This is a genomic window from Pseudomonas sp. FA117 (genome assembly GCF_057370475.1).
This window is the reverse complement of record NZ_CM170675.1, coordinates 3,220,733-3,238,347: the sequence shown is the minus strand read 5'-3', so window position 1 is coordinate 3,238,347 and position 17,615 is coordinate 3,220,733. Positions and strand designations below refer to the sequence as shown.

The window sequence follows — 17,615 nt, the reverse complement described above, 5'->3', positions numbered from 1 at the left end:
CCGGCGCTGATCAATCGGCCATCTGCAATTCAGGCAGTTTCACCCGGAAGGCACGGGTCAGTCCGATCAGCAGCGCGATGCCCAACCCCATCCAGCACAGGCCGATGCTGAACGACAGGCTCGACAGGCTGGTCCACAGCCACAGCGTGCTGAGGAACCCCAACCCCGGAATCAGTCCATAGCGCAGGCAGTTGGCCGTGCCGCGCAATTTCTGGTCGGCCAGGTAGTGCTTGACCACTGCCAGGTTCACGGCGGAAAACGCAAACAGCGCACCGAAGCTGATCATGTTGGCGACGGTGTCCAGGCTGATGAACAGCGCACTCAGCGACACCAGCCCGACCACCAGGATCGCGAACGCCGGCACGCGTTTTTTCGTGACCAGCTGGCCGAAGGCACGGGGCAGGGCGCCGTCGCGTCCCATGGCGAACAGCACGCGTGACACGCTGGCCTGGGAGGCCATGGCCGAGGCGAAGCAGCCCGCCACGTAGGTGGCAGTGAACGCGCTGGCCAGCAGATGGCCGCCAGCGCTGTTCATCACCTCCACCGGCGCCGAGTCGGGGTTGGCGAAGCTGCTCCAGTCCGGATGCACCAGTTGCGCGAAGTAGGAAACCACCAGGAACAGCAGGCCACCGATCAGCGACACCGCCATGATCGCCCGTGGGATTCTCCGGGTGGGGTCGCTGGTTTCCTCGGCCATGGTCGATACGGCGTCGAAGCCGACGAACGACAGGCACAGAACGGCTGCGCCAGCCATGATCGCCGAGGTACTGAAACCGTCATGGTAGAAGGGCGCTGTCAGCGAAATCGGCTGCGACTGGCCGCCCAGTGTACTGATGCAAAGGGTCACGAACACCACGATGAACACCAGTTGGGCGACCACCAGCAGGCCGTTGACCCGGGTTACCGACTCGATGCCGATCAGGTTGAGGAAGGTCACCGCACCGATTGCACCCAGCACCCAGACCCAGGCGTGGACGTTCGGGAAGTATTCCGACATGTAGATGCCGATCAGCAGGTAGCTGAGCAGCGGCAGGAAGATGTAGTCGAGCAGCAGCGTCCAGCCGGCCATGAACCCGGCGTGGGCACCGAACGCCTTGCACGTGTAGGTGTAGACGGACCCCGAATAGGGGTGCGCCTGCACCATCCGGCCATAGCTGTAGGCGGTGAACAGCATGGCCCCCAGGGTCAGCAGGTAGGCGGTCGGAAGATGGCCCTTGGTGGTCTGGGCCACCAGCCCGTAGGCGGAAAACACCGCCAACGGCACCATGTAGGCCAGGCCGAAGAGGATCAGGGCAGTCATGCCCATGGATTTGCGAAAGCGGGTGCTTGAAGGTTGATGGGGCGTGGAATGCGCTGCGGTAGTAGTTGTTGTATGCATTGCTGACTCCTGGTGTGGGATGCAGGACGCCGCGGCATGCGAGCGAGCTCGATACCGGCAAGGACAGGGCGGGTAGGGCTGATGCGGGGCCTGGCCCCGGCTTCAGGCGCTGCAGGTGTCGCCAGGCGCGGCGCGGTACAGCGGGCTCGAGCGTGCGTTCATGACGTTGTTCTCTTTATTGACGGGGCACGGAAGGTAGGGCCGCGTTTCGGCGGCCGTGGTGGATGCTCCCACAGCCCCTGTGCCTTCGAAATCACCCCTTGGGGTGACGCGACGCGGCCATCGCACGCATCACCCCAACGGGTGATTTCCCTGTGCTTGCGGCTGCTGCAGGCTTTCCTGGCGTCGCCATACCCACAAGACAGCACAAGGAAAACCGTCCATGAACGCGCCTTTCGTACCTCAACGCCAGACCCGTGATTACCAGGCCGCCGATGCCGCGCACCACATCCACGCCTTTCTCGACCAGAAGGCGCTGAACGCCGAAGGCCCGCGGGTGATGGTCGGCGGTGAGCGCCTGCACCTGTGGGACAGCGAGGGCAAGCGCTACCTGGACGGCATGTCGGGCCTGTGGTGTACCCAGCTCGGTTACGGGCGCAAGGACCTCACCGCCGCCGCCGCGGCACAGATGGACCAGCTGGCCTACTACAACATGTTCTTCCACACCACCCACCCGGCAGTGATCGAGCTGTCCGAACTGCTGTTCAGCCTGCTGCCCGGGCACTACAGCCACGCGATCTACACCAACTCGGGCTCCGAGGCCAACGAGGTACTGATCCGCACGGTGCGCCGCTACTGGCAGGTGGTCGGCCAGCCGGCGAAGAAGATCATGATCGGCCGCTGGAACGGCTACCACGGCTCGACCCTGGCAGCCACGGCGCTGGGCGGGATGAAGTTCATGCACGAGATGGGCGGGTTGATCCCGGATGTGGCGCACATCGACGAGCCCTACTGGTACGCCGCCGGGGGTGACCTGACCCCTGCCGAGTTCGGTCGTCGCTGTGCGCTGCAGCTCGAAGAGAAGATCCTCGAGCTGGGCGCCGAGAACGTCGCCGGGTTCATCGCCGAGCCGTTCCAGGGGGCCGGCGGCATGATCTTCCCGCCGGAGAGCTACTGGCCGGAAATCCAGCGCATCTGCCGCCAGTATGACGTGCTGCTGTGCGCCGACGAGGTGATCGGTGGCTTTGGTCGCACCGGCGAATGGTTCGCCCACGAGTACTTCGACTTCGAGCCGGACACCCTGTCCATCGCCAAGGGCCTGACCTCGGGCTACGTGCCCATGGGTGGCCTGGTGCTGAACCGGCGCATCGCCGAGGCCCTGGTCGAGCGCGGCGGGGTGTTCGCCCACGGCCTGACCTATTCCGGACACCCGGTGGCGGCGGCGGTGGCGATCACCAATCTCAAGGCCCTGCGTGACGAAGGCATCGTGCGCCAGGTCAAGGACGATACCGGCCCGTACCTGCAACGCATCCTGCGCGAAGTCTTCGCCAACCATCCGCTGATCGGTCAGATTCAGGGTGCAGGCCTGGTAGCGGCGTTGCAGTTCGCCGAGGACAAGCCCAGCCGCAAGCGCTACGCCAACGAGAACGACCTGGCCTGGCAATGCCGCACTTTCGGCTTCGAGGAAGGTGTGATCATCCGCTCGACCCTGGGCCGGATGATCATGGCGCCGGCACTGGTAGCCAACCACAGCGAGCTGGACGAACTGGTGGAGAAGACCCGCAGGGCGGTCGATCGTACCGCTCAGGCGCTGGGCAGGCTGTAAGGCCCATCGCCCCGTCCTTTCCCGATCACTACCGTTCACTGGCACCCTGGAGCAGAACGTGCACGACACACTCGACTGGCGGAAAAAAGCCGCCACACTGACCTTTCCTGACAAGGCCCTGATCAATGGCCGCTTCGTCGGCGCCGCTGATGGCGCAACGTTCGATGCGGTAAATCCGGCCAACAACCAATTGCTGGCACGGGTTGCCGCCTGCGCCGAGGTGGACGTCGACCGCGCCGTGGCCAGTGCCCGGCAGGCTTTCGAACAAGGGCCCTGGGCGCAGATGGCACCAACCCAGCGCAAGCGCGTGATGCTGCGCCTGGCCGAGCTGATGCTGGAACACCGCGAGGAACTGGCGTTGCTCGAATCGCTGAACATGGGCAAGCCAGTGCTCGATGCCTACAACATCGATGTACCGGGAGCGGCCCAGGTGTTCGCCTGGTACGGCGAGGCGCTCGACAAGCTCTACGACCAGGTCGCACCGAGTGCGGCGGATGCCGTGGTGACCATCACCCGCGAGCCTGTGGGCGTGGTGGCGGCCGTGGTGCCGTGGAACTTCCCGCTCGACATGGCCGCCTGGAAGCTGGCGCCGGCGCTGGCCGCCGGTAACAGCGTGGTGCTCAAGCCGGCCGAACAGTCGCCGCTGTCGGCCCTGCGCCTGGCCGAGCTGGCCCTGGAAGCCGGGATGCCCGAAGGGGTGTTCAATGTCGTGCCCGGCCTGGGTGAGACTGCAGGCAGGGCCCTGGGGCTGCACCCGGATGTCGACTGCCTGGTGTTCACCGGCTCGACCCAGGTCGGCAAGTACTTCATGCAGTATTCGGCACAGTCGAACCTCAAGCAGGTATGGCTGGAATGTGGTGGCAAAAGCCCGAACCTGGTGTTCGACGATTGCCAGGACCTGGACCTGGCGGCGCAGAAGGCGGCGTTCGGCATTTTCTTCAATCAGGGAGAAGTCTGCTCGGCCACTTCGCGGCTCTACGTGCAGCGCTCGATCCATGACCGTTTCGTCGAACGCCTGATCGCCAAGGCTCGCGACTGGCAGCCGGGCGATCCGCTGGACCCGGCAAGCCGCGCCGGCGCCATCGTCGATGCGCAGCAGACTTCGCGGATCATGGCGGCCATCGATCGCGCCCGCGGGGAGGGCGCGCGCCTGGTCGCCGGTGGACGCCAGCTGACATTCAACGGCTCGAGCAACTTCATCGAGCCGACGATCTTCACCGGGGTCGATCCGCAGTCGTCGCTGTCGCGTGACGAAGTGTTCGGTCCGGTGCTGGCAATCATTGCTTTTGACACCGAGGAGGAGGCGATCAGGCTGGCGAACGACAGTATCTACGGCCTCGCGGCCTCGGTCTGGAGCGACGACCTGAACCGCGTGCATCGGGTTGCCCGGCGGCTCAGGGTGGGCAGCGTGTCGGTCAATACCGTCGATGCGCTGGATGTGGCCGCGCCGTTTGGCGGCTTCAAGCAGTCGGGCTTTGGCCGTGACCTGTCGCTGCATGCGTTCGACAAGTACACCCAGCTCAAGACTACCTGGATCCAGCTGCGCTGAGCCTTGGGTGTCAAGCCATGTCCAGGGGCTGTGCCTGCCGCGCGCGCCCCTTGGGCGGGTGTACAGGTAATATGGCGGCCTGCAATTGCCTGCCCACGGGATGCTCGAACTGCAGGTCCTGCGTCACGGCGCGATCCTCGACGATGCTTCCGCCCTCCAGCAGCACCACTCGCTGGCAGAAGCTGCGGACCAGGCTCAGGTCATGGCTGATCAGCACGAAGGCCGTTGCGCTTTCCCGGCGCAGCGCGTCCAGGCGTTGCAGCAGTTGCAACTGCAGCACGCGGTCCAGGTTCGACAGGGCCTCGTCTAGCACAACCAGCCTGGGCGAAACCGCCAGCGCCCGGGCGATGTTGGCGCGTTGCAACTGGCCACCGCTCAGTTGGTGCGGCAGGCGCTCGGCATGCTCGGCGCCCAGGCCCATCTGTACCAGCAGCTCGACCACCCGCGTGCGGCGCGCCGCCTCGTCCAGACCGCTCAGGTGACGCAAGGGCTCGGCAATGCTCCAGCCGATACTGCGCCGGGGGTTGAAGGCGCCGGGTGCATCCTGGAACACCATCTGCACGGTACGCTGGAAGTCCCGCGCTGCGGCGCCGCGCAGTTGATCCACCGGCTGTCCGGCGAAGCTCACCTGCCCCTGGGTGGGCGTCTCGAGCCCCAAAAGCAGGCGGGCAAAGGTGCTCTTGCCGCTGCCGCTGCTGCCCAGCAAGCCCACGGATTCACCCGCCCGCAGCTGCAGGTCGATGCCCTCGAGCACCTGCAGCCAGCCGCGCTTGCGCAGCAGGCCGCCGGTACGATAACCGTGGCCGAGTCGGTGCACCTGCAACAGGTTCATGAGTCGCTCCCGCAAAGGGTCTGGTGGGCCTGGAGCAGGGTACGTGCCGTGCTGCTCCCGGGCTGTTCGAACAGGTCGTGGACTGGCTGGCGTTCGACGATGCGGCCGGCTTCCATCACGGCCACCTGATCGGCACAGCGCGCAACCACGCCCATGTCGTGGGTGACCAGCAACACGCCCAGCCCGTGATCCTCGACAAGCGCCATCAGCAGGTCGAGAAAACGAGCCTGGCTCAGCGCGTCGAGGTCGCTGGTCGGCTCGTCGGCCAGCAGGAACGGAGTTTCAGCCATCAGCGCCAGGGCGATCATCATGCGCTGCAGCATTCCGCCGCTGAGCTGGAAGGCGAACGATTGCAGTACCCGCTGAGGGTCGCCCAGGCCAACAGCGGCCAGGCAATGCGCCATGCGCTCACGCGCTTCGGCGCCGGTGATGCCTCGCTGCCTGAGGGTTTCCAGGCCGTGGCTGGCCATGTTGCGCACCGGGTTGAAGGCGCTGCGCGGGTTCTGCAGCACCAGCCCGGCCAGGCGTCCGCGAACCTGAGTAGCGTCCAGTGGTGTGCCGTCCAGCAGCAATTGCCCGCGGGTGCGGCTCAGCCCGGGTGGCAACAGGTCGAGCAGGCCCAGGCAGCTGAGCGACTTGCCCGAACCGCTGGCCCCGACCAGGGCGCAGACTTCGCCGCGTTGCAGTTGCAGGCTCACGCCATGCACCAGCACGGCGCCAGGGGCTTCGATGCGCAGGTCGCGCACCTGCAGGGTCGACGGGGGCATTCAATGGTGCTCCTGGGTCGGGTCCAGACGGTCGCGCAACGCGTCGCCCAGCAAATTGAAAGCCATCACCGAGAAGAAGATCATCAGCCCGGGCAACAGCAGCAACTGCGGCCGGGTCCAGAGGAACTCCTTGGCATCGTTGATCATCACCCCCCATTCGGCCGTGGGCGGGGTAACGCCCAACCCCAGGAACGACAGGCCCGAGACGTGCAGCATCATGTGGCCTATGTCCATGGTGGCCAGAACCAGCAAGGGCCCGGCGATGTTCGGCAGCACGTGTTCGCGCAGCCGCGACCAGCGCGACGCCCCCGCCAGGCGCGAGGCCAGCACGTATTCACGGCCACGCTGCGCAATCACCAGGCCCCGCACCATCCGCGCGTACCAGGCCCAGTGGGAGAGGGCGATGGCGATGATCACGTTGGTCAGCCCGGTACCCAGCAGGGTGACGAAGAAGAACGCCAGCACCAGAGTGGGGAAGGTCATGAACATGTCGCACAGGCGCATCAGCAGCAGGTCGGTGCGGCCGCCGACGAAGCCGGCAACACCGCCCACCAGCAATCCCAGGGCCAATACCAGTGCCAGGGTCAGCATCACGCTGCCCAGCGACAGGCGGGTGGCGACGATCAGGCGTGACAGCAGGTCGCGGCCCAGGTGGTCGGTGCCTAGCCAGTGGCTGGCGTCGGCGGGCTGCAGGCGCTGGCCTAGGTCGATCAGGTCGGGGTTGTGCGGGGCGATCCACGGGCCGAACAGGGCCAGCAGCGCCAGCAGGCCGACCAGCACCAGGCCCAGGACAAGGCTGTGCTGGCGGCGTATGGCCAGGCGCGGCAGGAAGGATGAGGCTTTCATGCGCTGACGCCCTCCAGCCGGCTGCGTGGATCGAGCCAGGCGTAGCACACGTCCACCACCAGGTTGCAGACCATCAACAGGCCGGTCAGCAGCAAGGTGAAGCACTGCATGACCGGGAAATCACGGTTGAGCACGGCCGCGACGGCAAATCGGCCGACGCCGGGCCAGGCGAAGATCGTCTCGATCACCAGGGCGCCACCGATCAGCTCGCCGATATGCATGCCAGTGGCCGTCACCAGCGGTAGCCAGGCGTTGCGCAGGATATGGTCGCGCCACACGCTGCGCTCGGGCAGGCCACGGGCACGGGCGTAGGTGACGTGCCGCTGGTTGCCGGCTTCGAGCAGGCTGGCGCGCAGCAGCCGGGCGTTGATCGACAGCGACATCAGCGCGATAGCCAGCACCGGCATGACCAGGTGCGCGGCCGTACCGCGACCCAGCGGGGGCAGCCAGCCCAGCGACAGCGAGAACAGCGCGATCATCAGGAATGCCAGCCAGAAATTGGGCATCGACACGCCGAGAAAGCTCACCGCGCGCACCACATGATCCGGCCAGCGCCCGTGCCAGCGTGCGGCAACCAGCCCGAGGGGGATGGACAGCAGCAGCGTGCAGGCCAGTGCCAGGCCACCCAGTTGCAGGGTGGCGGGCAGGTAATACAGCAGGTCGTCGAGCACCGGGCGGCCGCTGATGTAGGAGGTGCCGAAGTCCAGGTGCAGGGCCTTCCATAACCAGGTGACGTACTGCACGTACAGCGGACGGTCCAGGCCGAGGGTGTGGCGGACCTCGGCGATGGCTGCGTCGGTGGGCGGGATGTGCGACAGGCGCAGGTAATCCAGCGCCGGGTCGCTGCTGCCCAGGTGCAGCAGCACGAACACCAGGACGGACACGCCGAGCATCGCCGGTACCAGCAGGGCGATGCGCAGGAGAATGTAGCGCAGCATGTCAATGATCCTGCCGTGGCGTCATCGCTTCGAATGGCACGTCGAACAGTGTGCTGCCGAACTGCACCTTGGCCACCGAGTCACGGCGCACGCTGATCGAGGTCAAATGCGAGATCGGCAGGTAGACGGCCTGCTCGTGCAGCGTCGAGAGGATGAAACGGTACTGCTCGGCACGCTGTTGTTCATCGGTGCTGGCCAGCACCTGGCCGATGCGCGTGTCCAGCTCGTCCTTGATTGCCAGCCCGCGCTGGGCCATGTAGTCGGCGTGGCCGGCGTAGCGCATGGAGCTGACGAAGGAGTGCGGGTCGTAGGGAGCGCCCCAGGTGTCGGCGAAGATCATGCCGAAATCACCCTCGCGCTGGCGCTGCACCAGCGCACCCTCCTCGACGGCACGCAGGACGATCTGGATGCCGACCTTGGCCAGGTCGCCCTGCAGCACTTCGGCCAGGCTCTTCTGCATGGCGTCGGTGCCCAGGAACACCAGCTCGATCGACAGCGCCTGGCCCTGTTTGCTGCGCACCGATGCACCCGGCGCCAGGGTCCAGCCTGCGGCCTCCAGGCCCTGGGCGGCGAGAGCGGGGTCATAGGGGTAGGGCTTCAGACCGATATCGGCGTAGGGCATGTTACTGGCGAACAGACTGTCGGCGCGCGGCTCCAGGCCGTAGAGGATCTTGTCGATGATCGCCTGCTTGTCCACCGCCTCGTTGATCGCGCGGCGCACGGCCAGGTCGGCGGTGGCGCCACGGCCGGTGTTGAGTGCCAGTGCCCGGGTGGCCAGGGGCGCCGACAGCGCGGTGGCGAACCCCTGGTCACGCAGGCGCACGAATGTGCCGGCGGTGATTTCCCCTGCTGCCCCCTGGATCAGGTCGACTTCACCGGCCTGCAGTGCCAGGGCACGGCTGTTGGGGTCGGGGATGACCTTGACCAGCACCTCGCCGTAGGCCGGGGTCGGCCCCCAGTAATAAGGGTTGCGCACGAAACGGTCGAACTCCCCCATGCGCGACTCCGCCCGCATCCAGGGGCCGGTGCCGAGCGGTTGGCCAGGCTTGGCCTGTGGCGCACCGAAGCGCAGCGGGCGGACCTGGGCCAGCTCCATCAGCGTGGGGTAGTAAGGGTGCTTGAGAACCAGTCGAAGGGTCAGGCGATCCGGCGCCTCGACGTGGTCGAGGGTGGACACCAGCTCCATCCAGCGATGACGCTGGCTGTTGGCCAGAACTGCATCCAGGTTCGCCTTGGCCGCCGCCGCATCGAAGGGCGTGCCGTCGCTGAAGCGCACGCCGTCACGCAGGGTGAAGGTATAGCGCTTGCCGTCCTCGGAGACCTGCCAGGCCGTGGCCAGCCAAGGTTCGACGGTGCCTTGCGCGGTGTAGCGCACCAGTGGCTCGTAGACCATCGCCTGGGCGTACATCTGGTTGGGGGAGTAGCCGCGCGGATCGAGCGGCCCGGCATTGACCGGCCAGGAGTAGACCAGCCTCGGCGCCGGGTTGCTGTCGGCCTGCACGAACAGGCTCGTGGCAAGCAACAGCAGGCCGCACAAGGCGGGGTTTCGTTTGATCGATCGCTGCTTCACACTGCATCCCCCACATCAAAGGAAGACGTAGGCTAATGAGTGCTGGGTATGATGTCTACGTAAAATCATCACACTGGAAATCATCACATGCAACGGATCACCATCACGCTGGACGAAGAGCTGCTGGACCTCATCGACCGGCGGGTGGCCAGCCAGGGCTACCAGGGACGCTCCGAGGCCATCCGTGACCTGCTGCGCAGCGGCATGCGCGAAGCCGAGTCGCTGCCTGACGAGGCGCCTTGCGTGGCCGTGGTCAGCTATCTGTACGACCATTCCACGCGTGAGCTGCCCAAGCGCCTGAACCAGACCCTGCACGCCCACCACGACCTGACCCGCTCGACCCTGCATGTGCACCTGGATGCCGGTCACTGCCTCGAGGTGTCGGTGCTGCAGGGCGAGAGTGGGCGCATCGGCGAGTTGTCGCGGCAACTGATGGTCGAGCGTGGGGTCGAGCATGGGCAGGTGCAGGTGATGCCTGCACCGGGGTATGGGAAGCGGGACGCGGAACGGCAAGGCGAGTGATCCGGTGCGGTTTTCGGGGGCGCGCACGGCTGCTCCTGAATCCGGACGATAAGTTCGCCTTCGAACATCCCGGCTATCGCAAGGCCCGCTGCAGCGCTTTCTAATTGGACGCTGCATGGAGCTGCAGGCTCAGCGGGCCAGAGCCTTGATCAACTGTTCATTGAATGCAGGGATGTCGTCCGGCGTGCGGCTGGTGATCAGGTTGCCATCGACCACCACCTCTTCATCAACCCAGTTACCGCCCGCGTTGCGAATGTCGTCCTGCAACGTCTTGAAGCTGGTCATACGCTTGCCCTGGGCCAGGCCGGTCGACACCAGCAGCCAGGCACCGTGGCAGATGACCGCCAAGGGCTTGCTCGCCGAGTCGTGGCTTTTCACCAGCTTCTGAGCGCCGGGTATCAGCCGGATGGTGTCGGAGTTCTGGACCCCGCCAGGCAGCACGAGCGCGTCGTAAAGATCCAGCTGGGCGCTGTCGAATGTTGCATCCACGGCAAATTCGTCGGCAGGCTTGTCATGGTGCCAGCCGCGCACAGTCCCTTCCTTGTCACCCAGGATGTCGATCACGGCGCCGTTTTTCTCCAAGGCTTCACGCGGGCCGGTCAGTTCTATCTGTTCAAAGCCATCGGTGACCAGGAAAGCCACGCGCTTGCCGTTCAGTTGTGCACTCATCGTTGAGTCTCCGTTTTCGATAGATATGGAAGGTGAGGCCAGGGACAGGCGCAAAGTTCAAAAGACTGCGCTTCAGTGCCGTCTGCGTTGGGCGTGGGTGAATAAAAAGCCGACGAGCAGCCCGATGACTGCGGCGCTCAGCAAAAGCGGCAGCCTGTCTTTACGGGTCAAGGCAAGGCCACCGGAGTTGTCGGGTTCGCGGTTGAGCGCTTTGTCCATAGCCGGTTGATCCTCTGCATCGATGTCGTCGGCCATCACGCTCACAGGCAGTTTGGCCAGCTTCAATGCCGTGCCATCCACCAGCATCAGCGTCAGGTCCTCGATGTCTCCTGCTGCGCGCCCTGGAAAAACCGGTTCGCCTGCAGCATCCAGGTTGTCGTAGATGAAGCGCTTGCCCTCCATCCAGCCCACAGCCGTGAGGAGCTCGGGGCCAAGATAGTATTTTCCATCCAGGAAGAAGCCTGGAAACTGATGAGCGCGTTCGACGTTCTCTACCGAGTAACGCTCACCCGCTTTCATGCCTGTTCTGGGATCAATCATGACCACGACCTCCGTCTGCTGGTATAGCGATGGAGGCGGGATGAATCAGGCGTGTTCCGAAAGGCTGACCAACGGGCCACTTCAGTGTTTTCTGCTGTAGCAGGGTGGGGCTCGGAAACCTGGCAGATAGGTTAGCCAAAGGGAGTGGCCGGTCCTCGCGGCATCAAGCGCGGAACCGGGCCGACCTCACCCGAACACAGTGAAGGGTAGGAGGGCAGCATGACGAAAGAAGTCCATCAGAAGAAGCCAGGCAATCCCTCACCCACTCGCGCAATTTATGCTTTGGGCTCGTCCCAGTCGCTACGCGTCGCAGCAGTCAGCGCATCCCAGTCATCAGGAGGGTTGCCGCGGCCCAGCATCTTCTCGAAGACCGCGTAGGGATCGGATTTGCTGCCTGCGGAGCGTAGGGTATTTTCGTCGTTGACCCATGCATAGACGATGACCTTGGACCTTGAGTCGTAGCGAAAGAACAGCCGAAAGCGCCTGCCGATTTTTGCACGGCGCCAATGTCGGTAGGCGGTGCCTAGCGTATTGCCTTGGCGGAACTCATCACGGCCTGGGTCGGCAGGCACAGCCTCCATGATCAGATGGCTCAATGCCCGAAACAGCTTCACGTTGGCGTTGTTTTCAAAACCTTGTGGGTCGTTCTGCTCGGCCCGGGCGGCAGCTTCTTGCAATTTGCGTAGCTGTAAAATCACACCTTCATGGAACAGCAGTGTCCAGCCATGTCGCAGCATCAGATCGCGACCTCACCATCGATATCTTCGTCCAGGTTTACGGGGTGATTTGCGTTGGCGAGCATGGTTTGCGCCAAGTCTTCCGGCAGGGTGGTGAGGTTGCGTCCGTTTCGGATATCAGCTTCCAGCAAACCTAGGAACGCACCGATGGCAGGGTCTTCATGGAGGGTGTCTACGCGGCTGACCACAACTTCGCCGTCGCGTACGTCGAATGCGATCTTCCCACCGGTATCAAGGCCCAGTAGCTGGCGAACGGATTTGGGCAGTGTGACCTGCCCCTTCGAGGTCAACGTGGCGATTTCGTGGATGGCAGGCATGAGTGTTCTCCCGGATGAATTGATTTGATGGTAAGGAATTATCCTTACTTGGTCAATTTTGGGGTTACTGCTGGCTAAGCGTACATAGGGGGCTGTATGGACTGGAGACATGGCGCTGATGCCTTCAAGCAGCTTGCACACGTAGAGTCGACGGCTTCTAGCGCTGCTTGATTGAGGTCTTCACTGCCCCTGGTGTGCGGTTGTTCAGGAGGTTAACGAGGTTTCGGATACCAAGGGCGATTCAGGGTCATCGAATTCTGGATGCCTCACCTCGATGGAGATATCGAACACGACGTGGTCTTCCCGCTCTCGAGAGAAGTATTTAGGCTTGCGGTGTGTAGTGGTCAACTCATCCCGGACACGGTTTTGAGTTTTTCTTCAGCTTTTGCCGGAGCCAGTCCATTGTTGAACTGATGAGGTCGAATCCAGTTGTAGTGGCTCATCAGGTATTGGCCAATGTCTCGTTGAGCTTGCTGCCCGGTCGGGTAACCCGTGGTCGGTATCCACTCTGATTTCAAGCTGCGAAATACTCGCTCCATCGGTGCATTGACGCTCCTATGTCAACCAGCGCTCCTCGACTCGCTCAAGTCGGCCAAAATCAGTGGATATAGGCCTCGGATGATGTAGCGCTTCAGACATCTTTGTATTTCCTTGCACGACATCCCTTCGGCCGTTCTGCGCGCCACATACGCCTTGGTTCTCGGGTCACTGCGCATTCTTACCATCGCGATAGTCCATAGCGCATTGTTGGCGGATCGATCCCCCCCACGATTCAAGCGATGACGCACCGTTTTACCAGATGATGCGGGGAGCGGGTTAACACCACAGAGCGCAGCAAGAGCGGACTCACTTTTCAGTCGCTCAGGGTTATCCCCTGCAACGGAGATTAAAGTGGCCGCTGTCTGAGGGCCAACACCGAATTGACTACGAAGGCGATGTGCATACTGCTGCGTTAGCGAGTCCAGCGTGTCATCTAGCTCCTGCAACTCTGCCGCAAGGGCCTGCCAGCGTTTAGCCAGAAGTCTAAGCGATGTAGTCAGGGCGCTCAGGAATGGGGCGTGCCCCAGTGAGCCAATGTGTGCACAGTTGTCGACGCAAATCGCAGGTTTGACGTCCCAGAGCCGCTCTCTGATTTCTTGAGGAGCACTGACCAGCAGTGATCTGATCTGGTTGATAGCTTGTGTTTTAGCTTTCACCGCACTTCGGCGGACGACAGAAATCTCCCTCATTGCCTCGGCAGCGCCTGAATGGGTTTTAGCGATGGCAGTGGCGCTCCCCGCCAGCACCGAACGAGCTGCGCTTTCCGCATCGGTAGGGTCTGACTTTCCCTCCAATCTGCGCTTGCATCGATCAGGGCGGTTCACTTCAAAAACAGCAATGCCGTGTTCGCGAAGTACAAGTGCAAGCCCAGCGCCGTACGTACCAGTGCCTTCGACGCCAGCCCGCTGGAGCCACCCGAATGACCTTGCCCAAGTCAGCAACTTAAGGTAGCCGCGAGTCTGTGTATCTACAGCAAGAGTACCTAACAGCTGCCCATTCACGTTGATCAGGGCGCCAACATAGACATCCAGATGCGTATCCACACCTAGGATGACCTCAGTGAGTTTTGCAGTGTTCATGCGTAATACCTCTGAGTTTACGCACTACCGACCTTGGACGCAGGACAGGACTCTCGCGGTGCAGCACAAAGCTCCTATTAAGTCACAGACGCCAAGCCTGGCAGTGCCAGGGAACGTCAGCGATCAATCGACAGGTCAACACCAAGGCATCTAGCTAGCCAATCCCAGCACGAGTCAGATTGAGCTGACGCTCTTGAGCATAGTGAACTGAGAATCCCAGCAGTTGCCTCGGCGACTCATGCTCTGGCGCATGCGATAACGCCACAGTCTCTGGCGGAACAGACGGCTGCCATATTGCGAACCCTGGTCGGAGTGGAACAATAGTCCTTGAGGCTTTCCGCGCTGTTCGTAAGCCACCTCCAGCGCTTTGACTACAAGGTCTGCATCCGGCTTTTCTGATAAGGCCCAACCCACCACTCTGCGTGCATAGAGATCCAGGACAACTGCCAGATAGTGCCATTTGTCCTGTGCCCAGACATAGGTGATGTCGCCACACCAGACCTGATTTGGCGCGTCGACATCAAACGCCCGGTTCAAGATATTCGGAATATCTGGCCGCTCCACTGTTGCCTTTTTGTACGCAAGCGACCCTGGCTGCTTGCTGACCAACGCCAGCTCACGCATCAGCCTACGCACCTTGAACCGCCCGATTTTCTCACCCTCTTCTTGCATCATCATCTTGATACTACGGCTGCCGGGCGCACTTCGTCCGTGTGTGAACAGCTCATTCACTCGACTACGTAACCTCAGTCGCTCAACGTCCGGAGTTCGCTTTCTATGACGATGTGCGTAGTAACTAGAGCGAGTGACTTCAAACACTTCGCACAAGCAATCAACGGGCTCATGGTCGCTGAGCTGGCGGATCAGCGCGTACGCTCGAGATCTTCCGACATCAAGAGCGCGGTAGCCTTTTTTAGTATCGATTTCTCGCGTTCAAGTCGCGTGATTCGGGCTTCCAACTCTTGGATTTTTTGCTGCTCTGGCGTCAGCGCTTTGCTGGCCGGCGTGATGCCACCGCGCTCCTGTTGAAGCTGATTAACCCACCGACGCAGGGCCGATTCCACCAAGCCGAGCGAACGGGCCGCTTCGGCATGGCGGTAGCCTTGATCGAGAACCAGGCAGGCGGCTTCGCGCTTGAACTCAGGAGTAAAGGTACGACGTTGCTTGGTCATCAGACACCTCTCTATGGCGAGCATTCTCGCCTAAATGGGTGTCCGGGGTTAGCAGACCACTACACACATCATGACGAATTAGATCATGATGTCACGTCTGATTGGAGTGACTTGATTTAATTTACTAGCCTGAAAGCGGCCGGTTGAGTCAAGCAGGCATGTCCCTGATTGCCTTCAAGCGTGCTTCTACTGCCTCGAGGGTGTCGCCGCGCTTTTTAGCATCCGGAGCTTCTACTTCCGTGATCAGCCAGTCCACGGCCGCGCTCGGTTTCATCACGCCCAAATCCTTCCCGTCTCGGCTGCGAATAGCGATGGTGCCTTCTTCCTGCTCTTTGGTGCCAGCTATCAGGAGGAAAGGAATGCGCTGCAGTGTCTGTTCGCGAATCTTGTAGCCAATTTTTTCGTTGCGGGTGTCGGTCTCAACCCGCAGGCCTTTGCAGCGTAGTAGTGTGGCTATGTCTCGAACATAGTCAGCATGCTGTTGCGAAATAGAGCAGACGACCACCTGAATGGGGGAAAGCCAAGCTGGAAGTTTTCCAGCGTGATGTTCGAGCATGATGCCCGTGAAACGCTCAAGGGAGCCGAAGAGCGCGCGGTGCAGCATGACTGGACGCTTGTAAAGGCCATCTTCGTCAACGTATTCGATGCCGAATCGTTCAGGGAGGTTCATATCGACTTGAAGTGTGCCGCACTGCCAGTCCCGGCCAATCGCGTCGTGCAAAACGAACTCAAGTTTCGGCCCGTAGAACGCTCCTTCACCTGGATTGACATGGTAGTCGAGGCCCATTTCTTCTAAGGAACGGATCAGCGCTCCCTCGAGTTGATCCCAGGTTGCGTCACTGCCGATTCGGTTGGCGGGCCGAGTAGACAGCTTGATGCGCACCTCCTCGAAGCCAAGTTGGCGATAGATGTCCAGTACTAGACCCACGACGGATCGGCACTCTTCGTTCATCTGTTCAGGAGTGCAGAAAATATGCGCGTCGTCTTGGGTAAAGTGACGAACCCGCAGCAAACCGTGGAGAGAACCGGAGGGTTCATACCGATGGACTTTTCCGAATTCGCCCATGCGAATCGGCAAGTCGCGATAGCTCTTGAGACCGTGTCGATAGAGGAGTGTGCCACCTGGGCAGTTCATGGGTTTGAGCGCCAGGGCGTGACCATCCTCGGTTTCGGTGGTGAACATGTGATCGCGATAATTATGCCAGTGGCCCGATGTTTCCCAGAGGGCGCGATCCATGACATCTGGCGTGTTCACCTCGACATAGCCCGCATCATTCTGTCGACGACGCATGTAGGCGATGAGGGACTGAAAGACGGCCCATCCCCGCGGGTGCCAGAAAACCGACCCTGGCGCGTCATTCTCAAAATGGAAGAGATCGAGTTCCCTGCCAATCTTGCGATGGTCACGTTTCTCAGCCTCATCGAGACGAACAAGGTGCGCTGATAGCTGTTTTGCATCGGCCCAGGCAGTGCCGTAGATGCGCTGCAACTGCTCGTTTTTTGCGTCGCCGCGCCAGTAGGCGCCCGCCAGCTTTGTCAGCTTGAAGGCTTTCAAGAAGCGAATATTAGGTACATGTGGGCCGCGGCACATGTCCACGTATTCTTCGTGGAAATAGAGCCCTATTTCCTGGGTATCTGGCATGTCCTCGATCAGTCGAAGTTTGTAGTCCTCGTGACGTGACTTGAAGATCTGGATGGCCTCGTCGCGCGGCGCCATGCGCTTTATGACATCGTACTCTTTGACGACCAGTTCGCGCATGCGAGCTTCGATGGCTTCGAGGTCTGTCGGGGTGAACGGCCTTTCAAACGCTACATCGTAGTAAAAGCCCTCATTGATCACCGGGCCGATGACCATCTTGGCAGTGGGGTAAAGCTGCTTGAGCGCATGGCCCACCAGGTGCGCGCATGAGTGACGGATGATGCTCAAGCCGTCATCATCTCGAGCGGTAATTACCTGCAATTGAGCATCGTGATCAATCACGTCGCAGGCGTCTACCAAGCGGCCATCAACCCTCCCTGCCACTGTGCTGCGGGCCAAGCCGGCACCGATGGATGCTGCCACGTCGTGGATATTCACGGGATGATCGTAGGTAAGAATTGATCCATCTGGCAGCGTGATGGAAACAGGGGAGGGGTGGGCGTTATCTGACATTGTCACGGGCTTCTCGATCAAAAATACATGTGGACCGTCCGCTAAGGGCGCTCGGGTCATCCATTGGGTTGGCTGGTAGTTCTAGCTGCGAGCACGGCTACTCGCGCCGGGCATCGTGGGGGTTCACAACATCCCCGCAGAAGCACAGCGCATAACCCGCTTCGGATTCGTGCGCGATCACAGAGTGGAGCTGAACACCGGATTCACCGTTTTTCATCTCGGTGTTCTCCAGGGCGACTTCC

Annotated in this window: 14 protein-coding genes and 3 pseudogenes; 3 read left to right on the top strand and 14 right to left on the bottom strand. The window is 62.0% G+C overall.

The annotated features are described in order from the left end of the window. Positions 1-10 precede the first annotated feature (10 nt). On the bottom strand, positions 11-1,378 hold the full coding sequence (locus AC1TXO_RS14935; protein ID WP_486402461.1) for an APC family permease: 1,368 nt from the start codon (positions 1,376-1,378) through the stop codon (positions 11-13). Between the two features lie 382 nt (positions 1,379-1,760). Here AC1TXO_RS14935 and AC1TXO_RS14930 point away from each other — a divergent pair, with 382 nt between their 5' ends. Both AC1TXO_RS14930 and AC1TXO_RS14925 read left to right on the top strand, forming a co-directional pair. After that, a complete protein-coding gene (locus AC1TXO_RS14930; protein WP_486402460.1) occupies positions 1,761-3,143 on the top strand; it encodes an aspartate aminotransferase family protein in 1,383 nt (460 codons plus the stop codon). Between the two features lie 58 nt (positions 3,144-3,201). After that, positions 3,202-4,692 carry an aldehyde dehydrogenase gene (locus AC1TXO_RS14925; protein ID WP_486402459.1) on the top strand — a complete coding sequence of 497 codons (1,491 nt, stop codon included), beginning with the start codon at positions 3,202-3,204 and terminating at the stop codon, positions 4,690-4,692. A gap of 10 nt (positions 4,693-4,702) precedes the next feature. Here AC1TXO_RS14925 and nikE read toward each other — a convergent pair whose 3' ends face one another. From nikE to nikA, 5 genes are read right to left on the bottom strand one after another with little or no spacing between them, the layout of a single operon-like run. Beyond that, positions 4,703-5,524: a nickel import ATP-binding protein NikE gene (gene nikE / locus AC1TXO_RS14920; RefSeq protein ID WP_486402458.1), complete on the bottom strand. Its 822-nt coding sequence runs from the start codon at positions 5,522-5,524 to the stop codon at positions 4,703-4,705. Continuing rightward, the gene (gene nikD, locus AC1TXO_RS14915) at positions 5,521-6,291 is read right to left on the bottom strand and encodes a nickel import ATP-binding protein NikD (protein WP_486402457.1); all 771 of its coding nucleotides are present in this window, start codon (positions 6,289-6,291) and stop codon (positions 5,521-5,523) included. Before nikD ends, nikE begins: the two co-directional genes overlap by 4 nt. Beyond that, positions 6,292-7,137, bottom strand: coding sequence for a nickel ABC transporter permease subunit NikC (gene nikC / locus AC1TXO_RS14910; RefSeq protein WP_486402456.1), 846 nt, complete (start codon positions 7,135-7,137; stop codon positions 6,292-6,294). Continuing rightward, positions 7,134-8,075: a nickel ABC transporter permease subunit NikB gene (gene nikB / locus AC1TXO_RS14905; RefSeq protein ID WP_486402455.1), complete on the bottom strand. Its 942-nt coding sequence runs from the start codon at positions 8,073-8,075 to the stop codon at positions 7,134-7,136. Before nikB ends, nikC begins: the two co-directional genes overlap by 4 nt. Position 8,076: 1 nt before the next feature. Then, on the bottom strand, positions 8,077-9,645 hold the full coding sequence (gene nikA, locus AC1TXO_RS14900) for a nickel ABC transporter substrate-binding protein (RefSeq protein WP_486402454.1): 1,569 nt from the start codon (positions 9,643-9,645) through the stop codon (positions 8,077-8,079). Between the two features lie 87 nt (positions 9,646-9,732). Here nikA and nikR point away from each other — a divergent pair, with 87 nt between their 5' ends. Next, the gene (gene nikR, locus AC1TXO_RS14895) at positions 9,733-10,167 is read left to right on the top strand and encodes a nickel-responsive transcriptional regulator NikR (protein WP_486402453.1); all 435 of its coding nucleotides are present in this window, start codon (positions 9,733-9,735) and stop codon (positions 10,165-10,167) included. A 129-nt stretch (positions 10,168-10,296) separates the two neighbouring features. Here nikR and AC1TXO_RS14890 read toward each other — a convergent pair whose 3' ends face one another. The 8 genes and pseudogenes from AC1TXO_RS14890 to thrS all read right to left on the bottom strand — a co-directional run bounded on the left by AC1TXO_RS14890 (position 10,297) and on the right by thrS (position 17,373). Beyond that, a complete protein-coding gene (locus AC1TXO_RS14890; RefSeq protein ID WP_486402452.1) occupies positions 10,297-10,836 on the bottom strand; it encodes a type 1 glutamine amidotransferase domain-containing protein in 540 nt (179 codons plus the stop codon). Positions 10,837-11,111: 275 nt separating this feature from the next. Further along, positions 11,112-11,376, bottom strand: a pseudogene (locus AC1TXO_RS14885) (SDR family oxidoreductase); the annotation flags it as partial. A 275-nt stretch (positions 11,377-11,651) separates the two neighbouring features. Further along, on the bottom strand, positions 11,652-12,113 hold the full coding sequence (locus AC1TXO_RS14880; RefSeq protein ID WP_486402451.1) for a type II toxin-antitoxin system YhaV family toxin: 462 nt from the start codon (positions 12,111-12,113) through the stop codon (positions 11,652-11,654). Further along, entirely contained in the window at positions 12,113-12,430 is a 318-nt protein-coding gene (locus tag AC1TXO_RS14875) for a type II toxin-antitoxin system PrlF family antitoxin (RefSeq protein ID WP_486402450.1), read from the bottom strand. The genes AC1TXO_RS14880 and AC1TXO_RS14875 overlap by 1 nt, the downstream gene beginning before the upstream one ends. 344 nt (positions 12,431-12,774) lie before the next feature. Next, positions 12,775-12,978 (bottom strand): annotated as a pseudogene (locus AC1TXO_RS14870) (integrase core domain-containing protein); the annotation flags it as partial. 12 nt (positions 12,979-12,990) lie between these two features. Next, complete coding sequence (locus AC1TXO_RS14865; RefSeq protein ID WP_486402449.1) at positions 12,991-14,049, bottom strand: IS110 family RNA-guided transposase; 1,059 nt, start codon at positions 14,047-14,049, stop codon at positions 12,991-12,993. Positions 14,050-14,259: 210 nt separating this feature from the next. Further along, positions 14,260-15,221: pseudogene (locus AC1TXO_RS14860) on the bottom strand (IS3 family transposase); the annotation flags it as partial. A gap of 148 nt (positions 15,222-15,369) precedes the next feature. Next, positions 15,370-17,373, bottom strand: coding sequence for a threonine--tRNA ligase (gene thrS / locus AC1TXO_RS14855; RefSeq protein WP_486402448.1), 2,004 nt, complete (start codon positions 17,371-17,373; stop codon positions 15,370-15,372). Between the last annotated feature and the right edge of the window lie 242 nt (positions 17,374-17,615).